This is a genomic window from Neorhizobium populisoli, from assembly GCF_019430945.1.
Classification (GTDB): Bacteria; Pseudomonadota; Alphaproteobacteria; order Rhizobiales; family Rhizobiaceae; genus Neorhizobium; species Neorhizobium populisoli.
Window position 1 is genome coordinate 189339 of the sequence record NZ_JAHYCB010000004.1, and the last position, 20264, is coordinate 209602.

Annotated in this window: 12 protein-coding genes; 6 read left to right on the forward strand and 6 right to left on the reverse strand. The window is 59.6% G+C overall.

Translation table 11 applies throughout. From position 1 onward, the window contains the following. Positions 1 to 267 precede the first annotated feature (267 nt). The 6 genes from KX729_RS12085 to repA form a co-directional block, all read right to left on the reverse strand. Positions 268 to 1446 carry an ABC transporter substrate-binding protein gene (locus tag KX729_RS12085; protein ID WP_219742713.1) on the reverse strand — a complete coding sequence of 393 codons (1179 nt, stop codon included), beginning with the start codon at positions 1444 to 1446 and terminating at the stop codon, positions 268 to 270. A 398-nt stretch (positions 1447 to 1844) separates the two neighbouring features. After that, entirely contained in the window at positions 1845 to 3050 is a 1206-nt protein-coding gene (locus KX729_RS12090; protein WP_219742714.1) for a LysR family transcriptional regulator, read from the reverse strand. A 57-nt stretch (positions 3051 to 3107) separates the two neighbouring features. Beyond that, a complete protein-coding gene (locus KX729_RS12095) occupies positions 3108 to 3620 on the reverse strand; it encodes a P-loop nucleotide/nucleoside kinase family protein (RefSeq protein ID WP_219742715.1) in 513 nt (170 codons plus the stop codon). Between the two features lie 168 nt (positions 3621 to 3788). Then, entirely contained in the window at positions 3789 to 4958 is a 1170-nt protein-coding gene (locus KX729_RS12100) for an ABC transporter substrate-binding protein (protein ID WP_219742716.1), read from the reverse strand. A gap of 481 nt (positions 4959 to 5439) precedes the next feature. Beyond that, positions 5440 to 6519: a plasmid partitioning protein RepB gene (repB, locus tag KX729_RS12105; RefSeq protein WP_219742717.1), complete on the reverse strand. Its 1080-nt coding sequence runs from the start codon at positions 6517 to 6519 to the stop codon at positions 5440 to 5442. Between the two features lie 53 nt (positions 6520 to 6572). Next, positions 6573 to 7832, reverse strand: coding sequence for a plasmid partitioning protein RepA (gene repA, locus KX729_RS12110; RefSeq protein ID WP_219742718.1), 1260 nt, complete (start codon positions 7830 to 7832; stop codon positions 6573 to 6575). Between the two features lie 419 nt (positions 7833 to 8251). Here repA and KX729_RS12115 point away from each other — a divergent pair, with 419 nt between their 5' ends. The 6 genes from KX729_RS12115 (at position 8252) to KX729_RS12140 (ending at position 20258) form a co-directional block, all read left to right on the forward strand. Further along, positions 8252 to 10372, forward strand: a complete 2121-nt coding sequence (locus tag KX729_RS12115; protein WP_219742719.1) for a carboxy terminal-processing peptidase — start codon at positions 8252 to 8254, stop codon at positions 10370 to 10372. A 777-nt stretch (positions 10373 to 11149) separates the two neighbouring features. Next, positions 11150 to 13423, forward strand: coding sequence for a type VI secretion system tip protein TssI/VgrG (gene tssI / locus KX729_RS12120; RefSeq protein WP_219742720.1), 2274 nt, complete (start codon positions 11150 to 11152; stop codon positions 13421 to 13423). Between the two features lie 7 nt (positions 13424 to 13430). Continuing rightward, positions 13431 to 14639: a DUF2169 family type VI secretion system accessory protein gene (locus KX729_RS12125; protein ID WP_219742721.1), complete on the forward strand. Its 1209-nt coding sequence runs from the start codon at positions 13431 to 13433 to the stop codon at positions 14637 to 14639. Beyond that, positions 14636 to 15046: a PAAR-like domain-containing protein gene (locus KX729_RS12130; protein WP_219742722.1), complete on the forward strand. Its 411-nt coding sequence runs from the start codon at positions 14636 to 14638 to the stop codon at positions 15044 to 15046. The genes KX729_RS12125 and KX729_RS12130 overlap by 4 nt, the downstream gene beginning before the upstream one ends. 35 nt (positions 15047 to 15081) lie before the next feature. Next, positions 15082 to 19674: a DNA/RNA non-specific endonuclease gene (locus tag KX729_RS12135; protein WP_219742723.1), complete on the forward strand. Its 4593-nt coding sequence runs from the start codon at positions 15082 to 15084 to the stop codon at positions 19672 to 19674. Between the two features lie 11 nt (positions 19675 to 19685). After that, on the forward strand, positions 19686 to 20258 hold the full coding sequence (locus tag KX729_RS12140) for an SMI1/KNR4 family protein (RefSeq protein ID WP_219742724.1): 573 nt from the start codon (positions 19686 to 19688) through the stop codon (positions 20256 to 20258). Positions 20259 to 20264 lie beyond the last annotated feature (6 nt).

Here is a 20264-nt window from a genome sequence, read left to right on the forward strand (position 1 = left end):
CGGTTACGATCACGAGGGTATTGTCGCCGGGAATGGGGATGGGCTCAAGGGGCAACACATCTTGATGATGCCTCTCGCCCGGAACCCCCTCATCCGCCCTTCGGGCACTTTCTCCCCGCTGGGGAGAAGGGAAGGACGCGGCAACGCTTCCGTTCCTCCTCTCCCCTTGGGGAGAGGGTGGCCGAGCAAAGCGGAGGCCGGGTGAGGGGGCGGCAGACTTCGAGGCTCACTGAAAGGCGAGCTTAGATTTTGCCGCCCGACCGTTCTTTACTTCGCTTCCGCCTTCTCCGGATCCTTCAGATCCTTGAAGGTCGCGAACTCGACATTGTGCAGCTCGCCGCCAACATCCTTCACTTCGCGCATATAGATGTTCTGGATGATGTCGCGGGTTTCCGGATCGATGGAGACCGGGCCGCGCGGGCTGACCCAGGAAAGGCCCTTGACGGCAGCCATGAAGGCCGGGCCGGTCGGGTCGCCCTTGGTCTTTTCCAGAGCGGCGTAGATCAGCGCCATGCCGTCGTAACCGCCGACCGACATGAAGTTCGGGCGCATGTCCGGGTTGCCCTTCTTGAAGGCGGCGACATAAGCCTTGTTTTCCGGGCTGTCATGCGCCGTGGCGTAGAAGTGGCCGGTGATGGTGCCGAGAGCCGGCTTGCCCATCGAGTTCAGGATATCGTCATCGGTCACGTCGCCGGTGGCGATCAGCTTGACGCCGGCCTCGGTCAGGCCGCGATCGGCGAACTGCTTCATGAACAGCGCGCCGGCGCCCGAAGGCAGGAACACGAAGACGGCATCCGGCTTGGCGTCACGGACGCGCTGCAGGAAGGGCGCGAAATCGGGGTTTGCCAGCGGCACGCGAACGGCTTCGGTGATCTCGCCACCCTTCGCCTTGAATTCCTTGGAGAACCACTTCTCGGCGTCGATGCCCGGACCGTAGTCGGAAACCAGGGTCACGACCTTCTTGATGCCGTTCTGGGCAGCCCAGGTGCCGACCGGCAGCGAATACTGCGGCAGGGTGCCGGAGGTGCGGGTGATGTATTCAGACGCCTTGGTAATCGAGGCGGTGCCGGCAGCCATGACGACGGTCGGGATCTTCGCCTGCGTCGCAACCGGGCCGACGGCCATGGCGAGCGGGGTGAGGCCGAAGCCGGCGAGCACCTTGGCGCCGTCATTGACGACGAGTTCCTGGGCGATGCGGCGGGTCTGGTCGGCAGTGCCGGCGTCGTCGCGAATGACGAGTTCGATCTTCTTGCCTGCGACGGTATCGCCATGCGTGGCGATAAAAGTCTTGGCGCCTGCCGAAACCTGGCGGCCGGTCGATGCGAATGGGCCGGTCATCGGCAGGATGAGGCCGACCTTGATGGTTTCCTGGGCATAAGCCGGAATGGCTGCGAGGCCGCAAAGGGCAACGCTCGCCGCTGCGATCAGGGTTCTTCTCTTGAGCATGTCTGTCTCCTCCTCAAGGGTACGAATTTATTATGAGCCGTTCCCGTCGACGCGTCGTGATGACGCCGCCTCCTGGACCCGTCACGATAGGTAAGCTATATCCAGAATGTATACACGACAGTCAACGGTACGAGATAGTTTGGTCTCCCACTATCTTCATTTTTTCGTCAGTTTCCGTGATCTTCGCCATTTCCGGTTTTCTTGGCGATATGGCGAAACGCTGCCGCTTCATCCGTGCCTCAACTCCCGTGGCCCGGACATATCACCGTTTCCCGTTTCCGGACGATATGCCTCCCGCCGACGTCGATCTCTGTTCTCTCCTATAAACCGCAGTTTCGACGAACGTTTATCAGTTCGTCTGCCGGAGGCATAAGTTCTGGTTATAATATAGTTCCAGCTCAGCCATCTGGGCGGGTGGGCAGAAGATCGATAAAAGCCTGCTGCGCGGCTGTCGGCAACCAGTCCTTGCGTGAAGTTACACCGATCGGCCGCGAGGTATGGGAGAGATCGAAGGGAAGGGCCGCCATAAGCCCACGGGCGATTTCCGCCTCCGCCTGCAGGCGTGACGTGCAGCCCAGATGATCGCTGCTGTCGAGAAGCTCGCGCATCAGGATGAGCGAACCGGTTTCGACGATGCTCTTCGGCGCTGAAGTGCCGGCATCCCCAAATACGCTTTCGAAATACCGGCGGATCGGCGTACCGGCATGTGCGACCACCCATGGATAGGCGGCAAGTTCCTCTCCGGTAATCTTCGCCCGTGCCGCCAGCGGGTGGTTATTGCCGGCGACGAGAACGATCGTGTCGTAGAACAATACCCGCTGCTCCACATCGCTGACGGGCGCAGGGACCCGCAGCGCGCCGAGCAGGAAGTCGATCTCGCCGCGGCGGAGCGCTAGCAGCAGATCCGGATACGGGCCTTCGTTGATCTGCAGTGGCAGGTTGGGACGCTGCTTGCGGAAGGCAGCAATCGCCTTCGGCAGCACATAGGATTTCGCAAGCGGTGTCGCCCCGATGACGATCCGGCCGATTTCGGCCGATGTCAGTTCTGCCATGTCGGCGTCAGCCTGCTCCAGTTCAAGAAAGGCCAGTTTGGCGGCCTGCGCCAGTGCCTGCGCGGGACGGGTCGCGACAATGCCGTAAGAGGTGCGTTCGAACAGAGGCCGCGCCGCCTCTTCTTCCAGTTGCCCCACGGCGCGATAGACTGCCGGCTGACTGAGGCCAAGCTTTCTGGCGGCAAGCGTGAAGCTTTCGGTCTCCCGCACCGCGATCAGCGATTTCAGTTGCGCAGTTGTTGCCGTTATCGTCAGCCGCGGTGAAAGTTCGGCGAGTGCCGGATCGAGATAACCGAAAGCGCGAGTGACGCGCCGGGCAAGTGTTTCGCCTGCGGCATTCGCGAATATCTTCTGCGGCGTGCGGGAAAAAAGCGGCAGTCCAGCGGTTTTCTCGATCTTGGAAAGAGCTTGCGTGACGGCAGGCTGGGAAACGAAACATATTTCTGCGGCGCGCGTGACTGAACCGCTTTCGACAACCGCGAGAAAGGCCCGCAGGTGGCGCAGGCTGTGGTGAAGGATGGTCGGGGTGGGATCGTCAGGCCGGGAATTCATGATGTGGCGATCCTAACATACCGGCTCGCCCTTGTACTGTCCCGATCTATAAGCCGATCAAAACCGGCCGGGAAAATGATCCTGCAGCGCCATCAGAACTTCCTCGACAACTTCGGAGACGTTCTTGCCTGCGGTGTCTATGACAACGGTACTGTCGTCCCAGTCTTCCCAGGTCCGGTTGGTCACGGCTTGCCAGCTTGGTTTGATCAGGCCTTCGACATCGGTCTCGCGGGTCTCCACCCTGAAGCGGTGCTCCCTGGGATCGGAACATGTAACTTCGACCTGGATTGCCCTCACGCCATTACGTGCCGCAACCGCCTGCCAGGCCTTGCGGCTGATTTCGATAGCATTGACCGAATCCGCCACGACGACCCGGTTGGCGGCGAGATTGTCCGCTGCAATGGCGTATGCCACGACATAACCCGCTGGACCGACATCGCCGATGCCGGAATTGCGGATCGCCTGCTCTATCGTATCGACCTTGACATGTACGGCGCCGATCCGTGCAGCCAGCCCTCTTGCGAGGGTCGTCTTGCCGCTGCCGGGCAGGCCTCCGAGAATGATCAGCATCGCTTGGCCTTTCCACACATTGGAGGCTTGCGGCAAATTACAAACCGCCGCCGAATTATGACAGGCCGGAAGAAGGCCCTGAATCAATAGACCGTCGCAAACACCGACTTGAATAGCCGGCTTTTGCGACGGTCTTGTATCAGTCCGAAGAAGCGTGCCTGTCAGAGCTTACTTCGCGTTCGGATCCCTGATCTTCGGATAGGTCGCGAATTCGACGTTGTAGAGTTCGCCGTTTACTTCCTTGACTTCGCGCATATAGATGTCCTGCACGATGTCGCGGGTGGCCGGGTCGATGGCGATCGGGCCGCGAGGGCTTGTCCAGGAGGCACCCTTCATGGCTTCGACTAGCTTGGTGCCGTCGGTATCGCCATTGGTTTTCTTCAGCGCCATATAGGCGAGCGTCATGGCATCATAACCGCCGACCGACATGAAGTTCGGGCGCATGTTGTTGCTGGCCTTCTTGACCTGCGCGACGAAAGCCTTGTTTTCCGGGCTGTCGTGTAGGGCCGAATAGAAGTGACCGGTGATGACGCCCTTGGCTGCCGGGCCGATGCCGTTCAAGAGGTCGTCGTCAGTGATGTCGCCGGTGCCGATCAGCTTGATGCCGGCGTCCGCGAGACCGCGCTCGATGAACTGCTTCATGAACAGCGAACCAACGCCCGACGGAACGAACACGAAGACCGCATCCGGCTTGGAGTCACGCACGCGCTGCAGGAACGGCGCGAAGTCCGGATTTGCCAGCGGAACGCGGACGGCCTCGACGATCGTACCGCCTTCCTTCTTGAATTGGTTGGTGAAGCCCTGCTCGATGTCGATGCCTGGACCATAGTCGGAGACCAGCGTCACGACGCGCTTGACGTTGTTCTGTACCGCCCATGTGGCGACCGGAACGGCGGACTGCGGCCCGCCCATCGACGTGCGGACGTAATAGGGCGACTGCGGCATGATCGCGGACGTGGTGGCCGATGTGATGATTGCCGGAATCTTTGCCTGGTTGAGAACCGGCGCCACCGACATGGCGAGCGGGGTGAGGCCGAAGCCCATCAGCATCTTGACGCCATCGTTGACGACGAGTTCCTGGGCGATACGGCGCGTCTGATCGGCGACGCTCGCGTCATCGCGCAGCACGATCTCGATCTTCTTGCCGGCGACCGTATCGCCGTTAAGCGCCATATAGGCCTTGACGCCGGCTTCCACCTGCCGGCCGGTCGAGGCGAAGGGGCCGGTCATCGGCAGTACGAGACCGATTTTCACGGTCTCCTGCGCTGCGGCCGAAAAGGCTGCAAGCGTGCCGAATGCCACCGCCGCGGTCGCCATCAATGTTCTTCTGGTAATCATTCTCTTTCCTCCTCCAGAGACGAATTGGTTAAATTCCCCGTGACGGAACCGCTTCCTCCGTGCGGTTAAGGTCCATCACAGCCTTAGGGTTATATCGAAGACAGTCACACCTTCAGTCAATCAGTAGAAGCGCTTGGATATCCCGGTATCTTATACCTTCGTTAACGGCGGTTCCCGGATTGCAGGACCGGTCCGATACCGGCGGGCCGAAAATGTTGGATTCACGAATTCGTGTATACATATTCGGACTGCTCGATGTTGATTGCAATCCTTCGCGCTGACGGTCTGCCGAAATGAAAAAAGGTATTCGTAAAAAGGCGATTACCGTACATGCTCCTTCCAATCGCCGCTGTCCCAGCCTCCCCGATACCACCCACTCATGCTTAAATCTGTATACATATACTGTCAATATTCGCCTTTGGCAGCACTCGGCGCTGCACGTACCCGTTCTCCGCATACATTGGGTCTTGTGCCGGTAGGATCACTCCTTTCCGGGCTGCTTGTCGTCCAGAAAGGCGGCATAGCGATCCGCAAGCAATGAGATGGTGTCGTCGATGAAGCCCGCATCGACATGCTTTGCGAATTCGATCTTCCGTGGGCGTCCTTCCGGATCGCGGGTGATGCGCGCGAACATTCTGCCGCTGCTGTCTCTCAGGTCGAGCGGCTTCGGCGTGTCGGGTTTTTCCCGGCGCAGCAGGCGATCGAAGACAAGCTGGAAGCGCCGGTCCGTGGCTGCGGCCTGAAAGCGCTGGTAGTGCATCTCGTCATTGGCAATCGCTTCGGCATTTTTCTTCTGAAGCATCTGGCCGAGTTTCATCCACCGGTCACGACCGACCTTGGGAGCCGGGCCGATCATGCGGATGACCGTTTCGGGGATGCTTTCGACCACCGCCATCAGGCGCGAAAGCTCGCTCTTCTGCACGGCAAGCGCATCGCCGATGATCTTGCGGTCGAACCCGCGTCGGGACAGGTTCTTTGCAAAAAGTCCGCGCTCGATGAATGTGAGATTGCGGCGCTCGGTATTTTCCTTGCCCTGTGCCAGCACGAGTTCGTCGTCGGACAGGTTGCGCACGATTGCCCTTACCTCAATGCCGAGACGGGCCGCTGCGCGCACGCGACGATGACCGTAGGCCGTCTCGTAGCGACCGTTCTTGTCCGGATGCGGCCGCAAAAGTGCCGGCACCTGCTGGCCGTTTTCGCGAATACTGTCGATCAGCGCGGCAAAATCCTCGTCGTCGCGATTGTCCAGCCGAAGGCGGTCTTCGATGAACGAAGCGTCGATCTTATCCGGATGGATGTTGACGATGCGTTCGCCTTCGTTGATCGATTGGCGAAGCACCCGTGCCTCTTCCACTTCGCGGGTCATCGCGCCGAGTGAAAGGCCCATAGCCTTGACTGCGCCCGATGGATTGCGGTGAAGGACGCCAGTGTCTCCGGCAGGCACCGGCTCTGTTGTCTCGGTATCGGGTGACGCCTTCGTTTCCGGGGCACGGGCCGGCTCGGCAGGCGCAAGTCCGCCCGCAAAGAGTGCCTTCAATTCGTTCTTCCGGTTGCCGGCCATGGCTCAAAACCTTCCTGTCATCCGCCGATTAAACATCTTCAGCGTATAGCGTATCAGCGACCCCACGCTACTTGGATCAATTTTTCGATTTCTCCATTGACCGCATTCATAGCCTCGACGGCGCGATCATAGGTGGAGCGGGTAAAGTTCTCTCGGCCGACCTCATAAAGCGTCTGCTTGGTGAGCCCGGCATCGGAAACGGCGGTCGATTTCAGCATCGGTGCCGTCAGCACCCTTTCCCCGAATAGAGAGCGCATGAAGCCGACGATCTGCGCCTGCGGCCCGTCATTCGGTTCATAGCGGGTTGCAAGATAACGAAGGAAATCGAAGTTCAGGGTGCCGCCTGCCTCGCGCACGACGGAAAGCAGGTCCGACGTCATGAACAGGAACTGGTTCATCGAGGCAACGTCGAGCATCTGCGGATGAATAGTGACAATGACCGATGTCGAGGCACAGAGCGCCGAAAGCGTCAGATAGCCAAGTTGCGGTGGGCAATCGATGACGATGACATCATAGCCATATTCGACGGATTGAAGTGCCGCCTGAATGCGGGAGAAGAATAGAGGACCGGAATCCTCTCCGTTTTCCCGGCGCGCCAGCGCCTGTGGTGTCACATGTTCGAACTCCTGCAGCTCGATATTGCCGGGCACAAGATCGACGCCCGGAAAATAGGTGCCGCGAATAATGTCCGAAAGCGGCCGCTGCTCCGCATCGTAACGGATCGCGCCGTATAGGGTGTCGTTGCCGACCAGATCGAGCTCCGGCTGATAGCCGAACAGGGCGGAAAGTGACGCCTGTGGATCGAGATCCACGGCGAGGACACGGTGGCCGGTCAAGGCAAGATATTGGGCAAGGTGCACGGCCGACGTGGTCTTGCCGGAACCGCCTTTGAAGTTGGTTACAGAGATGACCTGCAGATGCTCGCCTATGTCCGCATTCCGATGCGGCAGGTAGGCACGGGCCTTGGCAAGGTTGCCTTTTGCAAACGCCTGTTCGGCAAGATGCTGGCGCAGGGCATTGATGTCTTTCAGTGAATACAGGCGTCGACCGGCAACACCCGTTTCCGGTTGCGGCCCTTCTCCTGCCAGCGAAAGCTGCCGCAGATATCCATCCGATACTCCGATCAGCTTCGCCGCCTCTCCCGAAGAAAAGCTGCGCAAAGACTTCATCGACGACGGCGGAAAGAGCCGGTCACGCATTGCCTTCAGCTGCTCCGAGAGCGCCTGGGCATCGCGGGCGATCGTCTCCTCCGCCAGAACGCGTCCGTCGCGTGTTGTAGCGGTCATGCCTTTCTTGTCCCCCAGGTCGCGCATGCCGTTCTCCTGTGATCATTCACAGAGAGAATAGAGGTCCGATGTGAAGCCGGCTTGACCGATCGGGCGATGCGAGCCGCTTTTTACGCTGTTCAATCGAATTTACAGAAGATGCGGCCGGTAACGTTCGCCAAACGATCGGATGCCGACCTGCGTAAACAGGACGCGGCATTTCGCCGATTACGTCAAGACGCTTTCGAGAGCCGAAGCGCCTCCGACTGCTTTCCCCCGGGCAGTTTTATGTAGGCTCGATGCAGGCCCCTCATAGAAAATACAGCCTTTTGCCGGAATTGGGTGAGCTTCCGGTAAAATCATGAGGAGGAGAAGAGTTCAACTCTTCCAACAGGCTGCCAAAATACCATAATTGTCGATCAACGTTTAACGTTACAACATTCGCGCGGCAAAGGGATCGAAGCTCAATGCGCCTAAAATATGCTTTCCTCGGCTTAATTCTCTCGGTTGCATTGCCCGCGCACGCTCAGGAGCCGAAGACGCTCCCGGTCCTGGCGCCGCAGCAGCCCCAGGGGCAGGCCGCGCATCTGAGCGCGCAGTTTCTGGGGCGGTATGCCTACAAGCCGGTACCGCTCAACGATGCGATTTCGGCCAAGGTCATGGACCGGTTCATCAAGTCCCTGGATCCGGACCGGATGCTGTTCATGCAGTCCGACATTGACAAGTTCATGGCCAATAGAACGAAGATCGATGACGCGATTGCCGGCGAAGACCTTAAAATCCCGTTCTCGATTTTCAATGTCAATACGCAGCGCATCGTCGACCGCATGACTTACGCGAAGGGTCTACTGAAGCAGAGTTTCGATTTCAGCGTGAAGGAAGATTATACGGTGGTGCGCGAGGACGCTCCTTGGGCGAAGTCGGAGGCTGAAAGCAATGAGCTGTGGCGCAAGCGCGTCAAGAGCGACTGGCTCCGCTTGAAGCTGGCAGGCAAGGCTGATGCAGCTATCCGGGAGACGCTCGACAAGCGCTACCAGACCATCCTCGACCGGGTTTATTCCTACAAAAGCAACGACGTCTTCCAGGCATTCATGGCGGCCTATACGACCTCCGTCGATCCGCACACGGACTATTTCGGTGCCGCCGCTTCGGCCGAGTTCGATATCTCGATGAAGCTTTCGCTCGTCGGTATCGGCGCGGTGCTGCAGGACCGCGACGGCTATACGACCATCCGCGAACTTGTCCCGGGTGGACCGGCGCAAGTATCCGGCAAGCTTGCCGTCGGCGACCGTATTATCGGTGTCGCCCAAGGTGATGACGGTGCCGTCAAGGAAGTGCTGGGTACCCGGCTGGACGAGGTCGTTCAGATGATCCGCGGGGCGAAGGATTCCGTCGTCCGACTGGATATCCTGCCGGCAGACGCCGGGGAGAATGGAACTCACCGCGTCATTCGCCTAGTCCGGGATAAGGTCAGTCTTGAAAAGCAGGCGGCCAAGAAAAGCATCATTCCGGTGAAAGACGGTGATGCCACGCGCAAGATCGGCGTGATCACCCTTCCGGCTTTTTATGAGGATTTCGAGGCGCGCCAGAAGGGCGACAAGGACTACAAGGGCGCGAGCCGTGACGTTGCCAAACTCCTCGGTGAGTTGAAGCAGGAGAACGTCGATGGTGTCCTCATCGATCTGCGCGACAATGGCGGCGGCTCGCTTGCAGAAGCGATCGACATGACCGGCCTCTTTGTCGGCAAAGGCCCGGTAGTTCAGCAACGCAACAGCGAAGGCAAGGTCGAGGTGGAAAGCGACGATCTGCCCGAACCGGCCTGGCAGGGGCCGGTTGGTGTCCTCATCAACCGTGGCTCAGCCTCGGCTTCCGAGATTTTTGCTGCTGCCATACAGGACTATGGCCGGGGCGTGATCATCGGGGAGCCGAGCTTTGGCAAGGGTAGCGTACAGACCGTGGTCAACCTCGATCGTATTGCTCAAAATCTCGAGCCGAAGTTCGGCCAGCTGAAGTTGACCATCGCGCAGTTTTTCCGCGTCAATGGCGGCACGACACAGTTGCGCGGCGTGACGCCCGATATCTCCTTGCCGGCGCTCTCCGATCCGAAAACCTTTGGTGAGGCAAGCTTCGACAACGCGCTGCCCTGGACGCAGATAAATCCCGCAAAATATAAGGTTGCCGGTAATCTCGCCGCCTCACTCCCGCAATTGCAGAGCCGTCACGATGTTCGAGCCGGCAGTGATCCGGATTTCCGGCGCTTCGTCGAAAATGCCAATGAACTCAAGGCTCAGCGCGAGAAGCGCACGATTTCACTCAACGAAGCTGAACGCAAAGCCGAAATGGCCGCTATGACCAGCCGTCTCAAGGCGCGCGAGCAGGCCAACGACGATGCCTCTCGCGGAGATGACGACGGACTGCAATCGGACGAGCGCAGCTTGAGCGCCGATATCGCCCTGGAAAATGCCCGCAAGAACGCTAAAGACGTCTTGCGCAACGAGGCCGCGGCCATCGTTGCGGATCAGTCGGATTTGCTGCAGGGAACCGCAAACCCAACCGTAAAGCGGTCAAAGAATACGATGGGAGAATAGTCTTCTATCGGTAAAGGCCCAGAGGAATACGGGAAAGATTCCGCTCTTGTAGCGGAGCCTTCTTCGCGGGGATGGTATTGGCTGCAAAGTCTGCCCATTTCCGCGAAGCTTGTCTCTTTCGGTTGCTGCACCTGGTACTTCCTGCCTTATGTTTCCTTTATTGTTGTGGGTATTGGCGCATCTCACATTTGATGCGCCGAAAACATATTTATAGTTGTGTCCTTTTCGCTTTGGCTGCAATCAAGAATCGCAAGTCCAGGGTTGATTTCCCGTTGGACCGGATTGCCGAACGCTGCACTAGCCACGCGTCCCGACCATGCCGCTCCGTCTCCACCGGCTTATCGCGTACATTTGATTGTCATGAAAATCCGACATTCTATGTATCCTGACGTGGCTGATGCCATCGCCAAATCCGCCGCGGATGCAAGCTGAAATACGCTGTGACCGCAAGGTAGCCACTGATCGGGCTGAACCGATCAAATGGTGAAACCGGAATCTAGCTGGGAGGATGAGTCTCATGGTTTCGCTGGCAGGTGACAGTAGGTTCGTCCCTACCGACCGTATCGCGCCGTCCTTAAATACTTTGCTTGCTGACAACATGGCGCAATCGGTCCAAGCAGGAGCGAAGTGATCGAGCAACCGCTGATCTTAAGGGTTGACCATCAGCGTGAGGGACCTATCTCCCGACGCGAACATGACGTCCATTTTCCCGCACCAGTCGGTTTCCGCCCAAGCGGTTCCTTTGGTGCCCTTCTTGATTAAAAGATTGAGGCTCTCATGGATAATGCTTCCGCCGCCGCCGATTTTATCCAGGCAAGCCGAATCCTGAAGATCGTCTCGCCCTTGGGTGAGGACCAGTTACTGCCGGAGAGAGTGGTAATCGAAGAAGGCGTCTCGTCGCTGTTCGAGATTCGCCTTTCGGCCCGCTCCAAGCAGCCGGTGGTCAAGCCGGAGGAGTTGATCGGCCGGCTGATGGATGTCTCGGTCGAGGTGCAACAGGGCAACGGCGAAGAGGGATCGGCCGTTCGCCGGCCATTCAACGGGCTGGTGACGGAACTCAAGGAAGGGCCGCCGATCACCCGCGGGCTGAGATCCTATTCCATGGTATTGCGGCCTCAGATGTGGCTCCTATCGCGCCGCTCAGACTGCCGCATCTGGATGGACAAGACTTCGATCCAAATCGTCGAGATGCTGTTCTCCGAGCACGGCCTGCCGACACCCGATACATCCGGTGTTATCACACCGCCCGCCGCACAACATTATAGCGTGCAATGGAACGAGACCGATTTAGCCTATGTTTTGAGACGCTTCGAGGAAGATGGGTTGTTCTTCTGGTTCTCCCACGATGACGGCAAGCACAAGCTACACGTCGCGGATACGGCCAATGGATGGCTTGGAGTGTCGCCCTCGGCGCAAGGCGAGGGCAAGATCCGGTTAGCGCAGGGCTCCTCCGACCGCAACCATATCAACGACTGGCAGCGGCTCTTCTCGTATGTGCCGGGACAGCGGGCTGGCGCCGACTGGAACTTCGAGACGCCGTCGATGGTGCCGGGCACGATGACGCCGTCGCTTGTGCAAATGCCGGAAGCGGTCAAGCGCGAGCTTTACGAATATCCCGCCCGCATATCGTCGGTGGAAGAAGCGGAACGCGCCGAGAAGCTTCGCATGCAGGCGTCCGAAGCTGATCACGACCGGGTCTTCGGCGCTTCCAACTCGCGCATTCTGGAAGCAGGCCGCCGCTTTACCCCTTACGAAGTGGCACATCCCGATCATTTCTACGAGGAGCATGTGGTCATTAAGATGACCCAGACAGTGGTCGACCGCTCCTACGAGACCAATTCGAACGAGCCAGAATATAGCAACGAGTTCGAAGCGGTTCCCTCGCGCGTGCCGATGACGCCGCACCGGGAGACGAAGCGGCCGCGCATCGAAGGAACGCAGGTAGCTATCGTCGCAGGTCCCGCCGGCGAAGAAATCCACCCGGACAAGTATGGCCGCATCAAACTGTGGTTTCCCTGGGACCGCAAGGCCAAGAAGGATGGCACGGACACGTGCTGGGTGCGGGTCAGCCAAGCCTGGGGCGGTGGCACCTGGGGGGCGCAGATCATTCCGCGCATCGGCATGGAAGTCATGGTCGCCTATGTCGATGGCGATCCGGACCGGCCACTGGTAACTGGCGTGGTCAACAACCCGTCCAACATTGTTCCTTATGATCTCCCGGCGAACAAGACCCGCATGGTGCTGCGCTCCAACACCCACAAGGGGCAGGGCTTCAACGAAATGACCTTCGAGGACGAGGCCGGCAAGGAGAACCAGTTCTTCCACGCCCAGAAGGATCAGACTACGCGGGTGTTGAACGATCGCGTCAAGCGGGTTGATCGTCATGAGGTTGCAGCGGTCGGCGGCAACCGGGCCGTCGAAGTCTCCGGCAACCAGAAGCATGAGATCGGCGGATCGGTGAATACGGTGGTCGGCGGCACCGGACCGATGGCGCAATTGCTGATGGGCGCGGTGCAGGGATTATCGGGACAGACAGCCGGGCTTCTCGCTCAAGCAGGTCAAATTGCCGGGGGCGCTGGCGCCGGTCCAGGCTTGGCAGCGTTCGCCGGCACGCTGGCGTCGTCGGCGCTCGGGTTCCTCGGAGCCGGCGGTCTAGGCAGCCGGCAAGGAGTAGTCGGTGGTCCAAGTCCCCGCGCGGATGCCGGCACGGGGCTTGCGGGCTCCGGAAGCGGCGTCGGCAATGACGCATCAAGTCTTTTCCCGCTTTCGGGCATCATGAACACGATCGTCGGATCCTTCCAGTCCACGACGGTCGGGGTCGCAAAAGTTGAGCAGATCGGCACCACCAAGGTGTCCAATGTGGGACAGACGGCCATCGAGAATGTCGGCAAGGTCAAGAAGCTCGTGGTGGGGGAGGAATATGTCATCGAAGTTGGCAGATCGACGATGATCATGAAGAAGGATGGGACGGTGATCATCAAGGGTGTGAAGTTCCATTTCGAGGCCGAAGGCCCGTTCCAGCAGATTGGTAAAGTTATCGATTTGAACTGAGCGAGCCATGACGGAACTCTATAACACCACGGTATTCCCTCATCTCGCCTTCTCGAACTCTGACAATCAGGGTCGGGAGTTCGGCGTGATCCTGGTCAAGGCTGCATTCGATATCGACGATGATGGACGATGCAAAATCTCTGACGACCAGGAGCCCTTATGTTTCACCGACCGCTGTCACGGCGACGTGAATGTCAGTTCGCTGAGGCAGCCTTCAGATCTCGTCTCCTACAAGCCAGGAGCCGACATTATCGTCGACGCCACCGCCTTTGCGCCCGAAGGTCGTGCAAGCTCCAGTTGGACGGCTGGTGTCAGCGTGCTTTCAGGCGAAAGGCTGCTGGCATCGAAACAGCTGCGCGTCACCGGACCGCGTCGCTGGATGCCGGTCTGGCCAAGTTGGCTTTCGGAGAACCAGAAGAAGAATTGGCAGGCGCACCGCAAGTTTTTCAAGGGCTGGAAACTGTCAGAGCCGGAGGAAACCCTGTCAGTGCCAATCCGCTATGAACTGGCTTATGGCGGCCTACAGGATCGGGGTCTCGACGAACATGGCAATCCAATCATCGAAGCGTTCGAAGAGAACCCGGTCGGCAGCGGCTGGTTCGATCCGGAGCAAGGCGATCTGACCGGCAGCTATCCTGCCCCGCAGATTGAGGCGTTGAACGATCCGATCCGTGATGCCGCCCACCACTATAAGCCGGAGGGTTTTGGGCCAATCCCGCCGGCTTGGTTGCCGCGCCGCAAGCTCGGCGGCACATTCGATCAGCAATGGTTGGATACTGTGGCGCCGAAATGGCCTGCCGACTACGATTTCGCCTATAACAATTCCGCCGCGGAAGGCCTTATCCTTAACGAGTTCCCGACCGGCGATCTGACGATCGTCCTGGAGAACCTGCGGCCGGGAACGCCCCGGTTTACCCTAACCTTGCCGGATCCGATGATCACCATGCTGGTCGACGCTGGGGATTACGACATCGCGACGATCCGTCCGAATCTCGATACGATCTTTCTGTCTGTTTCATCCGCAAAGCTGTTTGATTGCCGGGTTCAGCTGACCTGGCGCATGCCGTTCAACCCGGACACTACCGAAGCCATCCTGCTTGCCGTTCCGGACAAGACTGACACGGCCGAACTCGCGGCGCTTGCGGGCGCGGTCAGGAAAGCGCCGCACCCGGACGCGTGCGGCGTCTACTGTAAGGAATTGGAGAGAGAAACGTGAGCGTACCAATTTCAGCGCGCAAGGAAGGGACGTATTTCATCCATTCGATCGCCCCGGATGTCTGCTTGACACCAATGGGATCGGCAATGGTGCCGGTGGGTTATAACACCATCGCCTTTCTCGATACGGCAGTGCGCACCTCGCGCACCGTCCGCAACAACAGCCTGAAGGATTTTCAGGTCAATACGCGCACCAGCATGGTCTGGGGTCACGAGCCGGGCGTCGGCAAGGGCGTCGTGGTCAAGGGTTACAAGAGCCATGCCGTGGTCAAGCGCGGTGCGCCGACAGTCTTTTCCGAAGGGTGGGCGGTGGTTCGCCACGGTGATCCGGCACAGATCAACCGGCCGGGTCCCGGCCGGGTCGAAACGCCTCGGTCGAAAGAGACCCACGGCGAAGAATATTACTAATCAAACGGTAGTTCTTCTCGTATTGGAGCCTTTAGATGCCTGATGGTGGCGAAACGCAGATTGCCTGGAGAATGGGCCGGCGGGTCTACGTCAACTCGCGGGACGGCAGTTCCACAGGCGAAGAGGTGGCTAATGCCCCCGCGAAAGTGCGGGTCGATCTCGACCAGCTGCTGAAGGAAGCCCAGCAGGAAAAGAAGGATCTTGAAGCCGAGAAGCGCGAACTTGAGCAGGCCATCCGCAACGAGACCGATCCCGCTGAAAAGCAGCAACTGCAGAACGAGCTGAACGAGGTTAACCAGGACCTTGCGGAAACGCAGTCGGAACTCAACTCGCTTTCCAACTTCGACGGCACGCCAGAACAGTTCCAGGAGTTGGAACTGCAGAAGGAGATGCTGCGCGAGGAGATCCGGGGAGAGGAGGCCATCCTCAAGCAGAATACCTACGATCCGGTGCAGATCGCCCGCAATCATACTATGCGTCCGGAATATATAACCAATTTAAAGTCACGACTTGCTGACCTCGAGGCGGGCAAAAGCCGTGGCATCCTCAATTCCATCAATGACGGCGTCGTCGATACCGGCGAGTTTTTAGCCCCGGGCTCGGTCGTCGATATCATTCCCATCGGCAAGATCCTCAAATGGCGCAAACGGCTGCAACGCATGCGCAAGCTGAGGGAGCGGCTGCGCAGGCTGAAACAGGCCAAGAAGGAAGAGCGCGTCAAGCGACGGGAACGACGAAAGCGGCGGCGCAACGGACGCTGCGCAAAGCGCGGCAATCCGATCTCGGTCGCCACCGGCTTTCCCGCGCATGTCGATCCGTCCTTTATTCTGCCCGGCGCCATCCCACTCGTCATAGGCAGTGTTTATTCACTCGAGGTGAAAGAGGAAGGTCCTTTCGGTCGCATGCGCGCCAGCAATCTGGACGCGACGATCGTGCAGCTTGCGGACGGGCGTCTGTGTTACCGCGACGAAGAAGCCTTTCCCGTCAATTTCGACCGGCCGATCGCAAAGCCCAGCCATTGGGAGGAGGGAGATACGGTGCGCTCCCTCAAGTTGTCAGCTGGCGAAAACCGCAAGCTCGTCCTTAAGGAGGAACGGCTTTTTACCCACTTCGACAAATATGAAGACGGCAGGTGGCGGATCGCCCATATCGAAACCCGTGGCGGCAGCAAGGTCGAGTTTACGCGCAACGGCGATGGGAGGCTGGAAGCGATCGCCACGTCGGAGGGCCTGCGCGTCTCGTTTCGCTATAACGCCGCCGACCTGAGGATCGCGGCGAGCCTGGAGGGCGCGAGCGGGGATGCCCGTACGGTCGCCCGCTGGAATTACGACACCGCGGGCAACATGATTCTGGCTGACGCGGTCTACGGCACCTCCGTTATCTACGCCTATGACGCGCGCGGAAGGAAGGTCCGGCAGGATTACAGCCACGGCTACAGCGCCAGACATAGCTACGACGACCTCGGTCGTGTCGTCGCGGTCGAGACCAACGGCCCGTTCAACGGCGATCGCTTCACCTATGACGACGCGCTGCGCATCACCACTTATCTTCCTGGTGGCGACGCCGACAAGCTCGAGAAATTCTATATTGATGATGAAGGCACGGTTTTCGCCGAGGCCAATGCGCTCGGCCATATCAAGCGCACCGAATATGACGATATCGGCTATGTCGCCGCCGAGATCGACGCCGAGGGTAATCGCACTGCATATCGCTACGATCCCGACGGCCACATCAAGACCATCACCGATGCCGCCGGTCGTGAGACGTTCCTGTACTGGGACGAAGACGGCAATCTCGAGATCACAATCGACGACGACGGTGGCAGCTGGGACTATGAATACGACGAGAAAGGCAATCTCGTCAGCATCGTCGATGCGTTAGCGCAACGCACCGACATCAGCAACAATGACCGCGGCCAGCCGGTCGGCATCATGCGACATGACGGCCTGCGCGAAACTCGTGAATATGACGACCGAGGCAATCTCATCGCGCAGACGGATTTCCGCGGCGCCAAGACACAATTTTCCTATGACACGTTCAATCGCATCACCGCGATCACCAATGCGCTTGGCGAAGTGACGAAGCTGGAATATCCCGACCAGCCTGGCCATGATTTCTGGAGACCGAGCCGTATCGTGCGCCCGGACGGCGCGGCGCACACGCTGCACATCGACCGGGATACGGCAGAGACGCGCATCACCGACAGCGCCGGCCGAACGGTCGTCTATCGCTATGGTTACGGTCCCGGCAATCTCCTGACCGAGATGGAAGACCCGCAGGGCGGAAAGCTGCACTTTTTCTACGATGGTCTCGCACAGCTGATCGCCATCGAGAACCAGAAGGGTCTCAAGTGGACGTTCGAGCGCGACGGCGCTGGACGCGTTATCCGCGAAACCGATTTCAGCGGCCTTGTCATCAACTATACCCATGACGCGGCTGACCGGGTGGTTGAGGCAAAATTCGCTGACGGCACTCGCACGGCGTACGAATTCGACGGAACCGGCCTGCGCACCACTGAGGCCGTTTTTGAACCGGGTGCGTCCACGCCGCAGATATCGACCTATCGCTACGATTCGCGAGGCCTGATCGTCGGCGCCCAGAACCATCAGGCGGGGGTTGCTTTCGAGCGAGACGGGCTCGGCCGTATCACAGCTGAGACTGTCAATGGCCGGCGCATCGACAGCGCTTACGACTGCTGCGGCAACCGGACCGAACGTCGGATCGGCGAGCGCCTGGTCTCCTATGCTTACGACCCGATGGGAGCGCTTTCCCAGATTGCGATCGACAACCATCTGCCGCTGGATTTCCGCCGCGATCAGATCGGCCAGGAAATGGAACGGCGAAGCACAGCGGGCTTCGTGCTGCATCAGGCCTGGGACAGGATGGGGCAGGTCACCCGTCAGATTGCTGGTTCGTCGCTCAAGCAGGCTTTGTCGCCGCCGACCCCGCACGAAGCAGCACTCGGCTTCACGCCGGCGGTCGCGAGGGCCTATCAGTGGAGCCAGGGCTACGAGCCGGTTGCCGTTCTGGACGTGACATGGGGCGAAACCCGTTACGATTACGATGGCAATGGCCAGGTCATCCAGTCACGGTTCGGCGATGGCGGGGCCGAGGACTTCACGTACGACAAGGCGCAGAACCTTGTGGCATCCGGCGGAACCGGCGGACAAGATCCGGCCTCCGCCGGCTTCCTGCAGTGGTTGACGGCAAAGGGCGGAAGGCCGGAAGAGGCGCGCGGGCCGAATGGTGAGCGGGTGTCGTTTCGCTGGGACGTCCGCGGTCGCGTCATCGAGCGGCGTGTCGAGCGCAACGGCTTCCGGCCACGCCTCTGGCGCTATCGGTGGGACGGGGCAGACAGGCTCGTCGAATGCGAGACGCCGGAGGGGCTGCGGTGGCAATATGGCTACGATCCGTTTGGGCGGCGGCTATGGAAGCGGATTGCCACCGGCGAAGGCACCCTGTCCACATCCGAAAGCAAGCGCATGCACGTCCGGTCGCCGCGCTCGGGTGGAACGCTTTATCTCTGGGACGGCGATAATATTGCCGAGGAAATTCCTCTGGGCACTGACGGAGCGCCGCTCGGGGCGATCCATTGGCATTACGAGCCGGGCGGGTTCCGCCCGCTTGCTCGGCAGGAACTTGACCCGGAAGCGGCCGCCGGATCGGAGGAGGGGCTTTCCCTCGCTGAACCCTCGGTTTCGATCCGCGACGATCGCCTGTCCTATGTGGTTACGGATCACGTCGGCTCGCCTCGCGAGCTTTTCAGCGAGAGCGGCATCGCGCTTTGGGCGGCCGAATATACGACCTGGGGCAGCATACGCAGGCTATGGGCCGGTCATGTGGCCAACGACAACCGGCCGGGTGGCGGCGACGCGTCCCTGTGGCTGGCATCCGACCGTGGACCATCGGGAGGGACAGCAGGGCCGGGCGACGCGCCGGGCCGCTGGTTCACGCAAGGCAATCTCGCGCTGAAGGTCGAGGACCCGGAAACGCTGGATGCGACGCAGTTCTGCCCGATCCGGTTCCAGGGCCAGTGGGAAGACGATGAAGCGGGCCTGACCTACAACAGGTACCGATATTACGATAACCTCGCCGCCTGCTATGTAACGCCGGATCCGCTGGGAATTCGCGGTGGGCCACGGCCGCACGGCTATGTCGACAATCCGCTGAACGAAGTCGACCCCGCGGGTCTTTCGCCATTCTACGGACCGCTCGACGGCCATGGCCGGCCGACCGGGGTCTGGGCCACGCTGACGAGTAAAGACCTCAGGCCCACCGGATCGTCGCCGCCGACATTCGATCCACCGGGATTCCTTTCCGGTAGGGATCCTCATTTCCAGCAGCGAAGCCACCTTCTGGCCGATACGCTGGGCGGATCCGGCAGCGACGCACGCAATCTCGTGACGCTGACGGACGGCTCGAACCATCCTGGGATGAGTCGGATTGAAGGGAAGATTCGCAAGTTCCTGCGCGAGAATCCGAATTGCAGCGTCACCTATGTCGCGATACCGATGTATAATGGTAGCAATCTGACGCCGACCGGGGTGGCGATCACCGCCAGAACCTCTGCCGGCGAAATGCTGGTTTCGACCTTCGTACCGAATGGTCTGCGCCAAAACAGAAAGTAAAAGGACCCTAAATGAGCGACGATGTCACCCAGCTTTTCGATCGTTCGAACGTGAGCCGCAAGGCGACGGCTGAGGAAATTTCCGCCGTCGAGGCGGAGATCGGCGCGCTGCCGCCGTCCTACAAGACTTTCGCCGAGACATTCGGTTATGGCACGACCAACGGCCTTTTCGTCATCGAAATGCCGTTCAACATGTTCGGCCATGGCGGGCTTGTCGTTCGCGGAGACGCTCTCCACGAACAGGTTCACTGGCTGGTCGATCAACTTCGGGAAGACGGCGCCGAGGTTGGCGATCTCGATTGCCTCGAGCCTTATGACGAAGAAAGCCAGGACGTCGCCAGCTTTTTCGACGACCTGCGTTTCTACGGCAACAGCATCAATGGCGAATACCTGTGCTGGCGACGCGACAAGGACGGCGCGTTTAAATTCTACGTCATCGACCGTGCCTGCCTCTCAATCCGTTTCGCCGGAACGAGCCTGATCGAGTTCATCCGCAGAACGCAGACCGACGATGTCAAGACCTTGCTCGGCTCGGGATATGAAAAGCTGCCACGCACCTTCGAAGGCGCGACCGCGGAGGGATGAGTGCTA